Origin of the sequence: Serratia sp. Res13-Sevr-LER1-36-b, from assembly GCF_015673035.1 — a bacterium.
GTDB classification, from domain to species: domain Bacteria; phylum Pseudomonadota; class Gammaproteobacteria; order Enterobacterales; family Enterobacteriaceae; genus Chania; species Chania fonticola_C.
This window is the reverse complement of sequence record NZ_JADACK010000005.1, coordinates 925484-943419: the sequence shown is the minus strand read 5'-3', so window position 1 is coordinate 943419 and position 17936 is coordinate 925484. Positions and strand designations below refer to the sequence as shown.

Here is a 17936-nt window from a genome sequence, read left to right as displayed (position 1 = left end):
GATCCCCAGGGAGACAGCGGTGCGTCATTTCGAATTCAAAGATGATAAATCAAACAAATTTTGGCAAATCGAGCAGTCGGACAGTGATTTAAACCTGCGCTGGGGCAAGATTGGTACGCAAGGGCAAAGCCAGACCAAGAGTTTTGATAACGAAGCCAAGGCCTCGGCTGCCATGACCAAGCTGGTGAAGGAAAAAACCGGCAAAGGCTACGTTGAAATTGCCGTTGATGAAAACGCCACCATTGGCGCCACGGCGCCAAAACCGAAGGCCGAACCAGCAGAAAAACCCCGCGCTGAGCCAATAAGCGATACCCCAGCAGAAAGTACGCCTCAGGTCTCTGCTGCCACCATACTCTCGCAATCCGTTATCTCATCAGACATCGCCAGACCTGCTGGCGAAACACCACCGTGGCTAGCCAATGGTGAACCGATTTCCTTACCGAAGAATTTAAGCGTTCAGGCATTGGCCAACCGAGCCCATCCGGGCGAAAAGCCGGAGCTAAACGCTAAGCAGAGCTGGATCAAGCTTCGCAACCACCTCTATAAAAGTGACGATTTTCAGACTGACTTTGACTCCTCGTCTGCGGAGTTGCGCCAGACTTATGTTGCAAGCTGGCAACGGTTGGCCGATCAACAGATGGACGGCACCATTGAGTCAGATGCGGTGTTGTTTGCCCTTGCATGCAATGCCGGTACCAACCGTTATTACGGCGACAACAAGACAGATATTACCGACTTTTTAGTGGCCAGAAAGGGATTGCCGTACGCGATTGATGTGCTGCTACTGGCGCAAGGGATCTGTGTTGAATCAAACTGGGATAGTGATGCGCAAAAGCACAGTTACTACCTCAATACGGATATCGCAGATCCGCTAAGCGGCTCGTGGATGTCTCCCTATAGCTGCGCTGAGCTGCATTTTCGTAAGTATCTGGCTTGTGCCGATGAGGCCGAATGGCAGATTTGCGTGACTAAACTGCTCGCAGGCTTGCCGCAGCTGCACGTTAGCCGCCAGCCGTTGATTGCCTTGTTATTGCCTGAACGCCCAGATATCGCGAACCGGTTAGCCGGTGAGTTGCTCCAACAGGGGGATAGTGACGTCACGCCATGGCTACAGTTGGTCGCCACCGACGAGGCTGTCCTGAAGTCGTTAGGAGCAATGAGCCGTTCTGTGTATCGTCACGCTGCATTCCTTAACTGTGAATTTAGTATCGCTACGCTGATTGCAGAGCGCGGCGTTAACGCGGTGCCAATTCTGGCCTACCAGCCGGAAATCACCCTTACCGGTGATGCTCTGGCCTGTATTGGCACGCCTGCGGCAATTACCGCACTGGCGCAGGTCTCCGGTCAGGGTAAAGCGTTTCTGGCGCGGTTTATCGACGCCGCGCACCGCTGGCCGCTGGCATCGATCCCGGCGCTTGCCGAGCTGTTGGCCTCTAACAACAAAGACAGCGGCATGTTGAGCGCTTGCTTAAGCAATCTGCTGTTGGCCAATCCTGAACAAGTGGCCAAGTTACTGCCCTGGATGAGCGGGGCCGCGCAAACTCAGGTGCAAGACTTGATTGCCCGCGTATCTGGCCCGGTTGAATTAGCCGATGAGGCTGATTTACCCCTGGTGCTGGTCAGCCCGCCTTGGCTACAGAAAAAGAAAAAACGCGAAGCGGCAGCCCTGGCACTTGAGCCTCAGGTGCTGGCACCGGTACTCGATTTAACCGATGAAGAGAAAAAACAGTGGTTAGCGCTGAATGGGTGGGAAGAAAAACGCTATCAGGCTGCCGCAAAAAACATGAACACGCTGGCCAACGAGCTGGGTTTCCAGATCTATCAATCAGGTAATAGAAAGAGCCAGAACGAAACGGCGGCCATTGCCATCAGAAACCGGGATACGCAGGGGCTGATTGACGCCTGGAAGGCTCAGCTTGCGCAGACCAGTTGGTCAAACTTTAGTATGCGCTTTACCTCCCTGTTGCCCGATGAGATGGCGCTGGCCTTATGGAACAGTTTGTCTACTCACCAATGCAGCGGTGAGGGGTATATGGTGGCCAAGTTTGGCGAAGCGGCTCTACCTGGCCTGATCAACGCGGTGCGCTCTCGTCCAACGGAACTGACCACTATCTGGGGCCACGTGGGGGCCTGCGAATTGGCTCCGCTTATCGCCCGTGCCTACCTCAAGCTGAAAACGCTGCGTAGTGAAGCCCAGCAATGGCTGTGCAAATATCCGCACCACAGCGCTATCGGCCTGATCCCGGCGGCCTTAGGCAAAAAAGGAGAAGCCAAAGATTGCGCGACCTCGGCGTTACGGATGCTGGCAACGCAGGGGCACGAAGCGTTGATTATGCAAACCGGTGAAGCTTACGGCAATCCAGAGGTGATCGACGCACTGCGCGCTATGCTGGATGAAGATCCGCTCGATCGCTTCCCAAGTAAAATCAGCAAATCGCCGGACTTCTATCAACCCGCAGGTTGGCGTCGTCCATTACTCAAGTCCAGTAACAAAGCCTTACCGGACAGTGCGCTGGAACACTTGGGTACTATGCTGCGCTTCCCGGTCAGTGAGGGGCTGTATGAAGGGATCAATCAGGTTAAACAGGCCTGTGATCCAGACTCACTGGCGGACTTTGCCTGGGATATGTTCTCGGCATGGTTATTTGCTGCGGCGCCGTCCAAAGAGGGCTGGGCATTTATGTCTCTGGGCCTGTTTGGTACCGATGATACTGCACGCAAGCTCACGCCGTTTATTCGTGCCTGGCCGGGAGAGGCTCAGCACCAGCGGGCGGTTAACGGCCTTGAAGTGTTGAATCAGATCGGATCTGACGTGGCGCTGATGCTGCTGAACGGCATCGCGCAGAAGGTCAAATTTAAAGGCTTGCAGGACCGGGCGCGGGAAAAGATTGCGGCCATTGCCGAAGCCCGCGAGTTAACCATTGAGGAGTTGGAAGACCGTTTAGCACCGGATTTAGGGCTGGATGAAAACGGCTCGCTGCGGCTGGATTTTGGCGATCGCCAGTTTACCGTCAGCTTCGATGAAACGCTGAAACCGTTCGTGCGCGATATGGATGGCACCCGCCTGAAAGATCTGCCGAAGCCGAAAAAGACCGACAATCAGGAACTGGCCAACGAAGCGGTGAACATCTTCAAGCTGCTGAAAAAAGATGCCCGCACCGTGGCCGCCCAGCAAGTTGTGCGCCTGGAAATTGCCATGTGCCAGCGCCGCCGCTGGACACCTGAGCTGTTCGAGCTGTTTTTGGTACGCCATCCGCTGGTACGCCACTTGGTGCAACGCCTGGCGTGGGGCGTGTATCTGGTGGACGATGCATCGACTCACGGCGGCAAATTGCTGGACTGTTTCCGCGTTGCCGAAGACGGCAGCCTGACCACAGCAGAAGATGACGAATACACCTTGCCACAGGGCGATAACGTACGCATTGGTATTCCGCACGCGCTAGAGTTGCCTGAGCACCAGGCGGCAGGCTTCGGCCAACTGTTTGCCGATTATGAACTGTTGCAACCGTTCGTGCAGTTGGGCCGCGATACCTACAGCTTGACCGAACAAGAGCGGGCAAGCCGTGAGCTGCTGCGCTGGAAAGGGGCCGTAGTCCCTACTGGCCGTATTCTTGGGCTGGCGAACAAAGGCTGGCGCCGTGGTGATGCCCAGGACGGCGGCGCGATCATGGACTTCATCAAACCCATCGATCGCCAGTTGGGGTTTAGCCTGTCGTTTGAACCTTGCATTATCGTGGGCATGGTCGATGAATACCCTGAACAGACGCTGGAGACGGTGGTGATCGACGACGGCCAGTATTACTGGCAGCGAACCGAAGAACGCAAACCATTCACCCTTGTGGATGACATCGTCATCAGCGAACTGATCCGCGATATGGAAGCCCTGCGCGCCTAAGCTTGCCTTGATCCCGACACATGTCGGGATCGTACCGCCTACCAAGAGAATCCATCCCTATGTCTGAACAACAAAAAATGCAGCGGCCACCAGCGGAAATTCAATACGCAGAACAACTTGCCCTGTTGGCAGAATTGGATAACCAGCCGCGCCCACCGGGCTGGACACTTAGCCTGAATGCCGCTCGGCGCTTTATTCTGGGTGACGAAAAGTTAGGCATTGAGCGTAAAATTGTCGCCGACGTGGCCTCGATTGAGCGGATGCTGGTCACGCTGGCGACTGGCCGCGGCCTGATGTTGGTTGGTGAGCCGGGCACGGCCAAATCCATGCTGTCTGAACTGCTGGCGACCGCCATCTCCGGCACCTCCAGCCTGACGATCCAGGGCGGGGCATCGATTACCGAAGATCAGATCAAGTATTCATGGAACTACGCCATGCTGATCAACGAAGGGCCTTCGCTGAAAGCGCTGGTTCCGGCACCGCTTTATCAGGGCATGCGCGACGGCAAAATCGTGCGTTTTGAAGAGATCACTCGTGCACCATTAGAGGTGCAGGACTGCCTGCTGGGTATGTTGTCCGATCGCGTGATGACCATCCCCGAGCTGAATGATGACCATAACCTGCTGTATGCGCAGGAAGGGTTCAACATTATCGGCACCGCCAACACCCGTGACCGCGGGGTGAACGAAATGAGTGCCGCACTGAAGCGTCGCTTTGATTTTGAAACCGTATTTCCGATCATGGATTTCCAACAGGAACTGGATTTGGTGGCTACGGCGTCCAACCGGCTGTTGGAAAAGAGCGCCATTCCTCACACCGTCCCCGTTGAGGTGCTGGAACTGCTGGTCACCACCTTCCGCGATCTGCGCGGCGGTGAGAAATCAACGGGTAAAGGCGGCGACAACGCCATGGATCGGTTAACCGCCGTGATGTCGACCGCCGAGGCGGTGAACGTGGCCCATGCGGTGGGGGTACGGGCATGGTTTCTTGAACAGCGTAGCGGTGAGCCTGCCGATCTGGTGGAGTGTATCGCCGGGACGGTGGTCAAAGACAATGCGGACGATCGGGCAAAACTCAGGCGCTATTTTGAGCAGAAGGTCGCGAAAAAGCCCGGTAACCACTGGCGGGCCTATTACCAAGCCAGACACCGTTTGCCTTAAAGGCGCTGCGTAATGAATCAATCACCGGAAATCATCGGTATCCGCCACCACAGCCCGGCCTGTGCCCGGCTGGTAGCGGCGAGAATTAACACGCTAAAACCGCGCTACGTGCTGATAGAAGGGCCGATGGACTTCAACTCCCGGCTTGATGAGCTGTTTTTGCCCCATCAGCTACCGCTGGCTATCTATAGCTATGGCGTGCCACAACAGCCTGGACAGGGCGTGCGCAGAGGTTCCTGGTCACCGTTTGCCGAGCATTCTCCTGAGTGGCAGGCGCTGCAGCAGGCACGAGCTATCAAGGCGGAAATACGCTTTATGGATCTGCCGGCCTGGCATGCTGCGTTTGCCGATATTGCCAACCGCTACGCCGATTTGGCCGATGCCGAACAGCAGCAACGGGCCGAGGATTTTGAACAAGCATTGAGCCTGGAACTGGGTATTCAGGGGCGCGATGCGCTTTGGGATCGGTTATTTGAAGATCGGTGCGATGTGCAGGAGCTGGAACAACGCCTAAGCCTCTATTTCGAACGGTTACGCGGAGAGGTTCCCGGCTCGCAAGGCAATCAGGCTCGTGAAGCCATGATGGCCCGCTGGATCCGCTGGGCTATGGATCAACAGGACGGGGCCGTGTTAGTGGTGTGTGGCGGCTATCACGCCCCCGCTTTGATGAAGCTGTGGCAAAACCTCCCCAGTGAAGAGCATGAGCCTGAGCTGCCCGCTTTAAGCCAATGCTTTGACGATTGGCAAGGCGACGCGCAATACATCACTGGCTCTTATTTGGTGCCCTACAGCTATAAACGGCTGGATGCTTTCACCGGCTATGCGTCCGGTATGCCGTCACCGGCGTTCCAGCAGTGGGTGTGGGAATTTGGCCTGGAGCAGGCGGGGCTATACGCTTTCCAGCGCATACTTGAACGGCTGCGCAAGCTTAACCTACCGGCGTCTACCGCCGATATGGGCGCGGTGTATTTACGGGTTCAGGCACTTGCGCGGCTGCGGGGCCACCAGTTGCCGTTACGCAATGACTGGCTGGATGCCATGGCCGGTTCGCTGGTGAAAGAGGCGATGGATGTCCCGCTGCCGTGGACCTATCGCGGTCCTTTACGGCCAGGAACCGACCCCATTCTGGTGCAGATGATGGCGGTTTTAGCCGGGGAGTCGCACGGTAAACTTGCGGCCAATACGCCACGTCCGCCGCTGTTGATTTCGCTGGAACTCGAATTGGCGCGGTTGGCGATTTCGATCCCCTCGGAGGTCAAACTCGACCTGCTTAAACCTGAAGATCGCCAGCGCAGCAGAGCCTTGCATCAGTTAGCGATATTGGCGATCCCTGGCATTCATTGCCTGAAGGGGGTTGGGCAGGCCATGTCGGGCGAAATGAGCGAACACTGGCAGCTTCGAGCGCCGCTTGAGCAGGTTGCAGCGCTGATTGAAGCAGCCTCCTACGGCGCTACGCTGGCCGATGCTGCACTGGCCAAGCTGGAAGAGGCCCTGCTGGATCTGCACGGTAGCCAGGGGATGGTGGTAGCGCTGGTTAAATTACTGAATCAGGCGGCATTGGCCGGGCTGGCGGATTTCAGCAGCCGGGTAGTAGAACAGCTTACTGTGGCGGTGAGCCAGGAAGGGAACTTTGAAGACCTGGGCCTGGCGCTGGAAGCCGCCCACACGCTCTATCGCCACGGTGAAAGCGTAGGTATGCAAGGATCAGCGATCTTGTTGTCGGTGATCCAGATAACTTTCGACCGCGCGCTATGGCTATGTGAAAGCTATGGCAGCGTGAACCCCGCCGACAGCCATCGGCACATTGTGGCATTTCAGGCGATCCGCTTGGTGACGCGGGATCTGCTCGCGCTGCCTGATGCCGACCGCAATACGTTATTTCCCGCGCTGGAAGCCGATCGCGCGCTCACCGTTTGGCAAAGAAAAGCCGCGTCTACCGATGCCGATCCGCTTAGCCGTGGTGCGGCATTGGGCGCATTACTCAGCCTGAATGACACCCAGCCTGATACCGCTTCGCCGATCGCACAGCCGTTAGCGCTGCTGGCCACCCTGGCAGCCAATAAAATGGGCGATGCGCTCAGCGGATTGATTGCGTTGGCGCGCCACCAGTTGACCCAGGATTTAACCTTTGTTGACGGCCTGAACCAGTTGGTTACCGCACTGGATGACGAAGACTTCCTGCTGGCCTTGCCGGCGATGCGCGGTGCATTTGCCTGGCTGCCACCCAGGGAGCGCGGTGAGTTTGCCCGCCAGATACTGGATCTCCATCAGGCGAGTCATCTACCGGTATCGTCGTTAAATCGCGAAATTACTGCCGCAACGCCGCAGGAGATTGCGGCTATGCAACAGGCCGAAAAGCGGGCACTGGAAATCCTTGGCCAATGGGGGCTGGCGTAATGGCAAATCAATTAACTCCAGAATTACAGCGCTGGCGCTTGCTGTTAGGCGAAGCCGCCGAGGCCTCGTTGGGTGAATTAGACGCTCACTATCGCTCCGTCGATAGCGCACTTGAATGGCTGTATGGGCGGGATCCGGAGCGTTTGGCTCGCGGTGAGCGCGGAGCCAGCCTGGGTAAATCCAACCTGACCACGCCTGAGTGGATTAATGAAATTCATCAGCTGTTCCCGAAAGAGGTGATTGAACGGCTGGAAGTGGACGCGGTTGAGCGCTACGGCATTGACGATGTGGTCACCAATCTTGACGTGCTGGAACGTATTGAACCCTCGGAAGCGTTACTGAAAGCGGTGTTACACACCAAACACTTGATGAACCCGCAGGTATTGGCCGCCGCACGCCGATTGGTGGCGGAAGTGGTTCGGCGGATCATGGAACGCCTGGCACGTGACGTGCGCCAGTCATTTTGCGGCAGCCGTGACCGCCGCCGCCCCTCGCAGGTCAAGGTGGCGCGCAACTTTGATTTTAAACGCACCGTTGGCAATAACCTGCACCGCTGGAGCCCACAGCACGGCAAGCTGTTTATCGAAAACCCGGCGTTTATGAGCCGGGTTAAACGCCATAGCGAACGTTGGGACATCATCCTGCTGGTAGACCAGAGTGGCTCGATGGTGGATTCGGTGATCCATGCCGCAGTGATGGCGGCCTGCCTGTGGAATTTACCAGGCATGCAAACCCGGCTGGTCGCCTTTGATACCGCGGTGGTGGATTTGACCGCAGACGTCAGCGATCCGGTTGAACTGCTGATGAAGGTACAGCTAGGTGGCGGCACCGATATCGCCAAGGCGGTGGGCTATGCCCAGTCCTGCATCACCAATCCCCAGCGCACGATCGTGGTAGTGCTGAGTGATTTCTTCGAGGGCGGCAGCGAAAGCGAACTGGTTCGGCGGGTGCGTACCTGCATTCAGGCCGGAGCCAAAGTGTTGGGGCTGGCAGCGTTAGATCACCAGGCCAACCCACAATACGATCGTGACATGGCTAACCGGCTGGTCGCGGTCGGCGCACAAATTGGCGCCATGACGCCCGGCGAACTGGCGGCCTGGCTGGCTGAAAAGGTACTAGGATGACTCAACGTTCAGATTTACTCGAACTCACGCCGGAAGCCCTGATGGCGTTAAGTAACGCGGGTTTCGTTAAGCGCGCACAGAAAGAGGTCGCCGAAGGAAAACTGCCTGAACTGACAGAGCGTAACGATGGCTGTATTGATGCCAAGTTCAGCGACGGTAACCAAGTCACTTTTCCGCCAGGCAAAACCTTGCGGGATGCGGCCTGTAGCTGCCCGGCCAGCAGCATGTGCCGCCATCGGGTCACGCTGGTCCTGGCCTATCAGGCGTTACATGCCACTGGGGTGCCCCCAGAAGCTGACGATGCTCAGCCGCAAGAACCTGCACCGGCTTGGTCCCCGGCCAGATTTAGTGAACAGCTTGGCGATGTCCCGCTCTCGGTTATTAGCCGGGCTAAAAAGCTGATCCAGAGCAGCGTAGTGGTGCAATTGAGCAAAGGCAGCGGGGCGCAAGCCACTCCGTCAGCGCGTTTACCGATGTGTGACGTGCGATTTTTCTCCCGCAGCAGCCTGGCTCATGCACGCTGTGACTGTATTCAGGAGGCGATTTGCGAACATATTGTGATGGCGGTCTGGGGTTTTGAGCAGGCCGAACTCAGCCAGCCAGACTTTGAGCAGTTAACGCTGCAAATCAGTTTGCCTGACGGCGAACAGGCGCAGGTAAACGCCTTATTCGACCAATCAGAAGCCGTCTTATTACAAACGTCGTTGGATAAATTGCTGCTCAAGCTGTGGTCAGACGGCAGCAGCCAGCCTGAGACGGCCATCAACCCCCTGATGGCAGAAGTGAGTCGCCATGCCCAGCAGCTTCAGTGGCGCTGGATTAGCGAAAGCCTGGCGGATATTCAGCAAGGGATGGCCGATCAACATAATCGTTCAAGCCGCTATCATCCGGTCGAATTCTTGCAGCGCATCAGCGGGCTTTCCGCCCGGTTGGTCGCGGCCAGGTGCATGGACCAACAGGCGCAGCAGCAGACCTTACCACGCCTTCCGGCGGCTGAAATTCTTGGCCTGGGCGTCAAAGGTGAGATCCAGCTGGAACATCTGAAACTGGTTTCACTCGGCGCGCGTTATTGGGCCGACGAGCAGCAGGAAGGGGTGGATCTGATCTACACCGACCCGGACTCCCAAGCGCTGATGGTGATCGAACGCCAGTGGCCTAGAAAGAGCGATCCACAAGGCGTGGCGACGCCGATAGGCAGCCGCAGGATTGCCGGCCACCCGGTAAAAAAACTGGCGGCCTGCCAGGTGATCACCAATGCCGCCAAGCGCCGGGCAAACGGAGCGTTGGACATTGCCAGCGGTAAGCAATATACCAGCGTATTGCCGCTCTCTGCCCGTGCGTGGGAGCTGCTGGGGGAACCGCTCAGGCAGCCTGATGCGGCAGCGCTGAAGCGTCATCTCCAGCAGGCATTGCCGGATTTTGTACGCCCCAGACAGCCGATCGAGCAACTGCATATCTTACCGGTTAGCGAGGTGCTCGACTGGTGCTGGGACCCGGCCTTACAGTGCTTGCAGCTTGAACTCTTAAGCGGAGAGGCGGGTGATGATAATTTGGTGACAGTGTCACTAAATTACGATAGTGCCGCCCCTCAGGCTATCGAGGTATTGGCCAGGGCAATGCTCACGCTAGCAACTCCGCCACGGTTGATTTCAGGCAGGGTGAAGATCGCGTCAGGCAAACTGATTATCGAGCCGTTGGCCGTCGCCAGTGACACCCAGATATTCTCGCTGTGTGCCGATGAGGCTGAGCCTTTCCCGATGGAGCGCCAGGCCGATCTGCAACAGCGCTCAGGCATGCAGCAAGCGTTGGCAGACACCGAAACGTTGCTGGCTCAGTGGTTACAGCAGGGGATCCGGCATCAAGGAGGGCGCGGGATTGAGCGGGTGGAAATGTTAGCCGAAGCGCTAAATGGCTATGGCCTGGTGCAGCTGTATGCATGGTTAAACGAGTTACCCGAGCGTATTCGCTCCAATAACCACACGCAATTAGTCCAGCGGTTGATGACGATTTATCAAACGCTGCGCCTGGTGAAAGACCGGCAGAGTAATTGACTTTGACAGCGCCATGACAGTTCGACTAAGCTTGCCCCACTCATTTGGGGAGTAGCCTTCCTTCATCATGAAGGAGGATGTGTCAACATACTCAGCAACTTGCTGTGGCACATCCGTCGATCAGATTGGCGAGACCATAGGGGTAATATTTCTTTTGGATTGGACGAGGAATATTACACCATGGTTTGCTACGTCCAGTCGGTATTTCCATAATGACCCTTTTTTCTGCTTTAATTTCACATAACCTCAGCAAAAAAACCGCCCAAAAGCCTGGCGAATTGAGGGCTAAAGGATGACGCTGTCATTTTTCCAGCTCGCGATATCTTTAATCATCATATTGATTGCCTCTGAAATTTTCACCAATGCTCTGGAACACCTTGGCGAAAGGTTGAAGATCTCTGAAGGGGTAACCGGTTCGCTTTTTGCCGCCATTGGCACCGCCTTACCTGAAACCATGGTGCCCATTTTGGCCCTGGTTGCCGGCACGTCGGCCGCTAATGTTAATGAAGAGATTGGCGTGGGGGCAATATTGGGCGTGCCGCTGATGTTGTCTACGCTGTCGGTCTTTTTGATGGCGCTGGCCGTGGTTAGACGGCGGGGCATTAACGGGTCAATCACCCCAGAGCCCACGGGGTTTATACGGGATACGCATTTCTTCCTGCTGGCTTTTGTGTTAGCCGCAATTGCCTTGTTCATTCCTGTGGAGATGAAAATAGCCAGAATGGGCGTCAGCGTGTTGTTGGTCTTGCTTTATGTCACCTATATTGTAAAAACCTTACACGCTTCGAAAAAATTAGTGGCTGAAGGCAATGGAACAGCGGCAGATAACGTCATGTTCTTATCCCGAGTGGGATTGCCCACCACGCTATTTACCATCATCCTGCAAACCTTAATGGGTTTGGGCGTATTGGTAGCAGGGGCTTTAGGTTTTATAGACGGTGTTGCCGCAGTATCGGAAAAGCTTGGCATTTCGGTGTTGTTGCTGTCATTGATTATCATTCCTATAGCTACCGAATTGCCAGAGAAGGTGAACAGCATTCTGTGGATACGCAAAGGAAAGGATACTCTGGCATTAGGCAATATTACCGGCGCAATGGTTTTTCAAGGCACGATATTACCCGCCATCGGTATATTGTTGACGCCATGGCAACCCCGGCATGAAGTGTTGATCGGGGTGTTTATTACGCTTTCATCGGCATTTTGGCTGTGGATCAATGCCAGAAACAAAAAGCTGAAAGTGTGGATGTTATTTATTAATGGGGCTTTTTATTTCGCTTATATTATCGCCTCAATCTCATTTAGCGGCTAAAACAATAGAATAATTAACCCTCCTCAAATACGACTGCAGCGGCCATTGGAGCCGCTGCAGTCAGCGTGACTGTGCTCCAACTTGGTCGCTCATTGCCTGCCGTAAAAAATACTTGACCTTCCAAACGTGACAAGCCGGATAAAGGCAGCCTGCCAAACCTACTGTCGACAATTGTCGCGAAAGGTATACCGATGCAAGTCAAAGCTATAACCCTGCTCACTGCGGCGATAAGCGCCGCGTTCATTATCTCCGGATGCAAGGAGGCGGTGCCTTCCGGCGCAGCTGCCAAACCGCCTGGCGTTCCGGTGGCCGAAGTCGTCGTGCGCCCGATAACGCCTTTTGTGGAATTCACCGGATCGCTTACCGCGGTCAAGCGGGTTGAACTTCGCCCACGGGTCTCGGGCTATCTCCAGGAGGTCACCGTCCCCGAGGGGCGCTTGGTTAATCAAGGAGACCCGCTGTTTCTCATTGATCCTCGGGAGTTCGTAGCCGCAGTGAACGTTGCCAAAGCACGCCTACGCGAGGCTGAAGCGGCATCGCTACTCGCCAAGGCGGAATATACACGAGCCGAGAAACTGTTCGCGCAAAAGGTCGTCGCGCGAGCATTTCTTGATACCGCCACCGCGGCAGTGAACGCAGGCAAAGCCAAGGTGGATGCCGCCAAAGCCGCGCTGGATGCTGCGCAACTGGATTTGAGTTTCACCCGCGTCACCGCCCCCATCAGCGGACGTGTCGGCCAAACCCTGGTCACTGAAGGTAACTATGTTGCCAGCGGTGTGACTCCGTTGACGACCATCGTCTCGATCAATCCGCTGCATGTCTATTTTGATGTCGACGAACGCACTTATTTACGTTCGCTAGCCGCTGACAGAACCAATAAAACCTCAGAGGCGGTCAAGGTAACCAAAGTCATGGTGGCGCTGATCGCCGACAAGACCTACTCGCGGCCCGGCCGTGTCGATTTCCTCGCCAACTCTGCCGATCGCAGTACGGGAACGGTGCGGGTACGTGCGGTGGTGGACAATCCTGATGGGCAATTAACCCCCGGTCTGTTCGCCAAAGTCAAATTGGAGACCGGCGCACCGCAGCCCAAGGTGCTGGTTTCTGACCTGTCGATTGGCACCGACCAGGGCAGCCGCTATGTGCTGGTCGTTGGCAAAGACGATACAACAGAATACCGGCCGGTCGAACTTGGCTCGATAGCCGATGGAATGCGGGTGATCGAACAAGGTCTGCAAGCGGGCGAGCGCATCGTCGTCAAGGGATTGGTTCGACCAGGGATGCAGATTACGCCACAGTCCGCGACGATTGACGGTACGCCTATTGCGCTGCCGCAAACCTCAGGAGGCGCGCAATGAGCTTTCCACGTTTCTTCATCGATCGGCCGATCTTTGCCATCGTGCTCTCGGTGCTGATGGTGTTGGCTGGCACCGTTGCCTTCTTCCAATTACCGCTCAGTGAGTATCCGGCCGTGACGCCGCCAACCGTGCAGGTAACCGCCTCTTATCCGGGCGCCAACCCCAAGGTGATCGCTGAAACGGTGGCCGCGCCGCTCGAACAGGCAATTACCGGGGTAGAGGGCATGTTGTACATGTCGTCGCAGTCGGCCACCGATGGCCGGATGATCCTGACCGTAACTTTCGCCCAGGGAACCAATGCCGATATGGCGCAGGTTCAGGTCCAAAACCGGGTCGCCCGTGCGTTACCGCGTTTGCCTGAAGAAGTACAACGCCAGGGGGTGGTTACACAGAAAACCTCGCCAGACATTCTGATGGTGGTGCACCTGCTATCGCCAGATAAGCGTTACGATCCGTTGTATATCTCCAATTTCGCCTATCTGCAGGTGCGCGACGAGCTGTCCCGTATTCCGGGGATCAGCGACGTGCTGGTTTGGGGAGCGGGTGAATACAGCATGCGGCTGTGGCTCGATCCAAACCTGATCGCAGCACGGGGGCTGACGGCTGGCGACGTGATAGCCGCGGTACGTGAGCAGAACGTACAGGTGGCGGCGGGTTCGGTCGGCCAAGCTCCTAACTCTACCGCCGCCTTCCAGGTGACGGTGAACACCCTCGGGCGGTTGACCGATGAAGAACAGTTCGGCGATATCATCATTCGCACCGGTATTGATGGCCAGGTGACACGCCTACGGGATGTCGCCCGCATCGAGATGGGTGCAGATGCCTACGCTTTGCGCAGCCTGCTTGACGGTGAGCCTGCCGTGGCGCTGCAAATCATTCAAAGCCCGGGAGCCAACGCGCTGGACGTTTCGCAGGCAGTGCGGGCCACCATGCAGCGGCTTGAAGGCAACTTTCCGGCCGGGCTCAGTTCACGCATCGCCTATGATCCGACGGTGTTTGTTCGGGCTTCACTGGAATCGGTAGCTACCACGCTGTTGGAGGCCATCTTCCTGGTGGTGATCGTGGTGGTGCTGTTCCTGCGCAACTGGCGGGCTTCGCTGATCCCGCTGATGGCCGTGCCGGTATCACTTATCGGTACCTTCGCCGTAATGCATCTGATGGGGTTCTCGCTCAACACCTTGTCGCTGTTTGGTTTGGTGCTATCGATTGGTATCGTAGTCGACGATGCGATCGTGGTGGTGGAAAACGTCGAGCGGCATATCGAAAATGGTGAAGATCCCCCGCAAGCCGCCAGGAAGGCGATGGACGAGGTCACCGGGCCAATTATCGCCATCACCTCGGTACTCGCCGCGGTGTTTATCCCTACCGCCTTCCTCAGCGGTTTACAAGGCGAGTTTTATCAACAGTTTGCGCTCACTATTGCCATCTCGACCATTCTGTCGGCGGTGAATTCGCTCACGCTCAGCCCGGCGCTTGCCGGTCTCCTGTTGCGGCCACGTAAGGTGGGGATCACTCATGATCCTCGCAGCCTGCGTGGTCGTGTCGAACGGAGGTTTGAGCGGTTGGCCAAGCCTTTCCAACGCGCACCGGACGCCTATGGCAACACGGTCCGCAAGGTTGTGCGGGTCAGCGGCCTGGCTCTGGTGGTTTACGCTGGGCTGCTTGCGCTGACCTTCTTCGGCTTCAAGGCCGTACCGCCGGGCTTTGTCCCCATGCAGGATAAGTATTATCTGGTTGGCATTGCCCAGCTTCCCAACTCCGCATCACTGGATCGCACCGAGGCCGTCGTTAAGCAGATGTCGAAGATCGCACTGGCGGAACCCGGTGTTGAAAGCGTTGTGGCATTCCCGGGGCTTTCAATCAACGGTTTTGTTAACGTGCCAAATGCCGCCGTGATGTTCGTGATGCTTGACCCATTCAAAGATCGCACCACGGACGACCTCAGCGCGATGGCAATCGCCGGGCGTTTACAGGCCAAATTCGCCAGCATCCCCGACGGTTTCCTTGGCGTATTTCCGCCACCACCGGTGCCAGGACTGGGTGCAACCGGTGGTTTCAAAATGCAGGTTGAAGATCGCGGTGGTGCCGGGCTGGATGCGCTGGTTCAGCAAACTCAGCTCCTGATGCAGAAAGCCAGCGGAACGGGGCAGGTGGCCGGGCTGCTCACCAGCCTTGACGTCAATGCACCGCAGCTCGACGTCAGTATCGACCGCACCCAGGCGATGAGCCAAGGCGTTCGTCTGGCGGACGTTTTTGAGGCACTCCAGGTGTATCTCGGCTCGCTGTATGTCAACGACTTCAACCGCTTCGGCCGCACCTACAAAGTCACGGCTCAGGCCGATGCAGATCACCGCATGCAAGCTGAAGCCATTGGTCGGCTGCAAGTGCGCAATGCGGCCGGGGAAATGCTGCCGCTGTCAGCGTTTGTCACCGTTACGCCAAGTTCCGGCCCGGATCGTGTGATGCATTATAACGGTTACCCCTCGGCGGATATCTCCGGCGGTGCTATGCCGGGCGTCAGTTCCGGACAGGCGGTGGCGCTGATGGAGCAACTGGCGCAGGAGGTGCTACCTGAAGGCATGAGCTTCGAGTGGACCGATCTCACCTATCAACAAAAGCTGGCCGGAGACTCGGCGCTGTTTATCTTCCCACTCTGTGTGCTGCTCGCTTATCTGATCCTCGCCGCGCAGTACAACAGCTGGCTGCTGCCCCTGGCGGTATTGCTGATCGTACCGATGTGTCTGCTGAGTGCGATCGTGGGTATCTGGTTGGTGGAGGGAGACAACAACGTGTTCGTTCAGATTGGGCTGATCGTGTTGGTGGGGCTGGCTGCCAAGAACGCCATTCTTATCGTTGAGTTTGCACGCAGCCTCGAAGCCAAAGGCTCGAGCGCACTTGAGGCGGTTATCGAGGCTTGTCGACTGCGGTTACGGCCGATCCTGATGACCTCGCTGGCCTTTATTGCTGGCGTGGTTCCGCTGGTGTTGGCCAGTGGCGCAGGGGCGGAAATGCGCCACTCCATGGGCATTGCGGTGTTTGCGGGCATGATCGGCGTGACGCTGTTTGGCTTGTTCCTGACTCCGGTCTTTTATGTGGTGATGCGTGGCCTTGCCGCCCGAGTCGAGCATTATCGCTCAGCATCAAAACAACGCATCAAGGGGAGCCAGCCATGAGAGATCGCTATCAAACTGTGCTGCTTCCTCTGAGTGCGCTGTTCTTGCTGGCCGGATGCTCGGCGGTGGGTCCTGACTATGCACCACCCTCGTCGCCGCTGCCAACCAACTTTGGTGAGCCAACTGCCGGGCTCGGCTCTGGGGCCGTCGAGGTTGAGTGGTGGCGTACTTTCGACGATCCGGCGCTAACGGCCTTGATCCAGCAGGCATTGGCAGCGAACCATGATATTGGCATCGCGGCCATGCGGCTGGAAGAGGCCAAGGCCATGCTGCGGGAAGATCGCCAGAGCTTCCTGCCCAGCGGCGGCCCCGCGCTTAGCTATGAGAACCGCCGTTGGGGTGAAGTGGAAATTTCACCCGACCAGCCGCGGCAACGCGAAAGCTATCGCGGAGCCATCGATGCCGCTTGGGAACTCGATCTGTTTGGGCGCGTGCGGCGTTCGGTGGAGGCTGCGCAGGCGCAAGCTGGCTCCCGCGAGGCGTTACTGCGTGAAGTGCAGGTGAGCGTCATTGCTACGGTGGCCGCTACCTGGTTCGAATTGCGCGGTCTCGAGGCCGAAATTGCCGTTGTAACCGACATCAGCCAAAGCCAGCGTGAAAGCCTGAAGCTGGTTGAACAGCAGGCCAACGCCGGTTCAGCCAGCGAGTTTGACCGACTGCGTGCCGAGGCGCTGTTACGTAATGTTGAGGTGGCCATGCCTGAGTTGGAACGCCGTCGGGCGGCAAGCACCAACGCATTGGCCATCCTCCTCGGCACAGTACCTCAGTCGTTCAGGCCGCCAGCAATTGTGCCGTTGGATGATTCGTTGGCTGTGCGAACCATCGCCGTGGGCGATCCCGTATCGCTCCTCTCGCGGCGTGCCGACATCGTGGCGGCGGAACGGGACCTTGCTGCGGCTACTGCCCAGATTGGCGTCGAGACGGCTGCGCTCTATCCCGAGATCCAGGTGCAGGGATCGCTCGGCTTTGTGGCAGGGAATCTTGATGCGTTGAACGGTGCCGAGGCGCTTTCAGGCTTTATCTTGCCGGTGATTCGCTGGTCGCTGCTGGATATTGGCCGCACGCGCGCCCGGATCGCCGCCAGTGAAGCCCGCAGCAAACAGGCCTTGGTCGGCTATGACCAGGCCGTATTGCGCGCCTTGCAGGAAACGGATAATGCCTTTAAAGCCTATGGCTCAGCGGGCAGCACGCTTGAGCTACGCCTGCTGGAGTCTGCAGCCAATCGCGAAGCAGCGCGTCTGCTCCAGGTGCGATTTGCCGAAGGTGACGGTCTTTATCTGGAGGTGCTCGATGCCGAACGAGCTCACTTTGCCAGCCAGCGCGCGCTGGTCGTCGCACGGACTAACCAGCAGCTTGCCATTGTCAGCATCTATAAGGCGTTGGGCGGCGGTTGGGAAGTCTGTACTCAGACGGAACGCAATTGTAATGGGGCCAGCGGTATAGCCAATGCCCCCCTACAGAACTGATTG

Annotated in this window: 9 protein-coding genes and 1 riboswitch; all 9 genes read left to right on the top strand. The window is 57.1% G+C overall.

Annotated elements, in window-relative coordinates:
- The first annotated feature begins 19 nt into the window (after positions 1–19).
- A complete protein-coding gene (locus IMQ33_RS05390; protein WP_196063030.1) occupies positions 20–3895 on the top strand; it encodes a WGR and DUF4132 domain-containing protein in 3876 nt (1291 codons plus the stop codon).
- A 59-nt stretch (positions 3896–3954) separates the two neighbouring features.
- Positions 3955–5055 carry an AAA family ATPase gene (locus IMQ33_RS05385; protein WP_196063029.1) on the top strand — a complete coding sequence of 367 codons (1101 nt, stop codon included), beginning with the start codon at positions 3955–3957 and terminating at the stop codon, positions 5053–5055.
- Positions 5056–5067: 12 nt separating this feature from the next.
- The gene (locus IMQ33_RS05380) at positions 5068–7452 is read left to right on the top strand and encodes a DUF5682 family protein (protein WP_196063028.1); all 2385 of its coding nucleotides are present in this window, start codon (positions 5068–5070) and stop codon (positions 7450–7452) included.
- Positions 7452–8576 (top strand): VWA domain-containing protein, encoded by a 1125-nt coding sequence (locus IMQ33_RS05375; protein ID WP_196063027.1) that lies wholly within the window; start codon positions 7452–7454, stop codon positions 8574–8576. The genes IMQ33_RS05380 and IMQ33_RS05375 overlap by 1 nt, the downstream gene beginning before the upstream one ends.
- Positions 8573–10627 (top strand): SWIM zinc finger family protein, encoded by a 2055-nt coding sequence (locus IMQ33_RS05370; RefSeq protein ID WP_196063026.1) that lies wholly within the window; start codon positions 8573–8575, stop codon positions 10625–10627. The genes IMQ33_RS05375 and IMQ33_RS05370 overlap by 4 nt, the downstream gene beginning before the upstream one ends.
- A 33-nt stretch (positions 10628–10660) precedes the next feature.
- A riboswitch (yybP-ykoY riboswitch) is annotated at positions 10661–10757 on the top strand.
- A gap of 162 nt (positions 10758–10919) precedes the next feature.
- Positions 10920–11936, top strand: a complete 1017-nt coding sequence (locus tag IMQ33_RS05365; protein ID WP_196063025.1) for a sodium:calcium antiporter — start codon at positions 10920–10922, stop codon at positions 11934–11936.
- A 191-nt stretch (positions 11937–12127) separates the two neighbouring features.
- Positions 12128–13294 carry an efflux RND transporter periplasmic adaptor subunit gene (locus IMQ33_RS05360; RefSeq protein ID WP_196063024.1) on the top strand — a complete coding sequence of 389 codons (1167 nt, stop codon included), beginning with the start codon at positions 12128–12130 and terminating at the stop codon, positions 13292–13294.
- Positions 13291–16467, top strand: coding sequence for an efflux RND transporter permease subunit (locus IMQ33_RS05355; protein ID WP_196063023.1), 3177 nt, complete (start codon positions 13291–13293; stop codon positions 16465–16467). The genes IMQ33_RS05360 and IMQ33_RS05355 overlap by 4 nt, the downstream gene beginning before the upstream one ends.
- Positions 16464–17933: an efflux transporter outer membrane subunit gene (locus tag IMQ33_RS05350; protein ID WP_196063022.1), complete on the top strand. Its 1470-nt coding sequence runs from the start codon at positions 16464–16466 to the stop codon at positions 17931–17933. Before IMQ33_RS05355 ends, IMQ33_RS05350 begins: the two co-directional genes overlap by 4 nt.
- The last annotated feature ends 3 nt before the right edge of the window (positions 17934–17936 follow it).